At 43.0% G+C, this 1006-nt stretch carries 2 protein-coding genes; both read right to left on the bottom strand.

Translation table 11 applies throughout. The annotated features are described in order from the left end of the window. A partial coding sequence (locus ACFIL8_RS11010; RefSeq protein WP_375689821.1) for a phage portal protein occupies positions 1-761 on the bottom strand: 761 nt, incomplete at its 3' end. Next, positions 761-1006, bottom strand: a 246-nt coding sequence (locus ACFIL8_RS11005; protein WP_375689819.1) for a phage head-tail joining protein, incomplete at its 5' end; no start/stop codon positions are given. The genes ACFIL8_RS11010 and ACFIL8_RS11005, both read right to left, overlap by 1 nt.

The following is a 1006-nucleotide window of genomic DNA, read 5'->3' as shown; positions in this document are numbered from 1 at the left end:
TCGTCATAGGATTCGAGTTGAAAGATCTTTGTCATAGCGCGCGTTATTTTTGGAGAACCGCGCAATTGTCCGGCAATACGGCGCTCTTTGATATGAATGACCATTTCAGCAGGGACACGCACGCGCTCTTGGCTCTCAAATGCCATATTTGCAGGGACATCATCATAGGGGTGATGTTCCCAGAAATGATAAGCAACGCGCTTGCCACTGGCATTAAATTCAATCCCCATACGAATGTAATTGCCTTCAATATCAGCCGGTCCATTGTAAGTAAGGTCTAACATTTCGGTGGGATAAACTTGTAATTGAAGCGGCACACCAGAGCGCCCGTAGAGGTCAACATAATGTAGTCTTACAAAACATTCACCAGTTAGAAAGACTTCTCGTGCAATGGTTGCTTGAAGTCCATAAAAATTGGCATCTTCATCATAGTCCGCCTCATCAACCCATTGCCACCATAAGTCTAAAAGCTTTTTCTTTTCTTCTTGAAAACCTTCAATACGAGGATAAGGTTTAATCCCATCACTAACAGCCGCAGAGACCCATTCTTCCGTTGCAGACCCATAAAGAGATTCATTATCATAAAGCCATCTTGAACGAGCAACAATGGTATCACCACATTCTTCAATCGCTTTATTGATATGTTTTTTTGCGGGGTCAAAACCACCCATACGGCGGCTTTTACTTGCAGCTTCAAAAGGCGGATTGTGTTGACGAGAAATTGTAAAAAAGCCTGTGAGTTTATTGAAAAAACCAGCCATTAATAGCCTCGTGATATATTAAAATAGAAAACGCGTGAACGCTTGCGCCCTTCAAGGTTGGCTATTTGTATGTTCAGCATCTCAAGCGCTCTGCGAAGTTCCTCAACAGAACGATTGCTGACTTGCTTATCGCCGTGACGCACTGATTGCGCACCCGAATAAAGAGCCTCTTCAATTTGTTCACGCCGCCTTTTTAAACTTTCCAGTCTGTCAATTTTGCTGTTAATTGGTTCTAAAGTTTCACC

It is taken from the genome of Bartonella sp. AP57NXGY (assembly GCF_042195805.1).
In the GTDB taxonomy this organism is placed as follows: Bacteria; Pseudomonadota; Alphaproteobacteria; order Rhizobiales; family Rhizobiaceae; genus Bartonella.
This window is presented reverse-complemented; position numbering and strand designations above follow the sequence as displayed.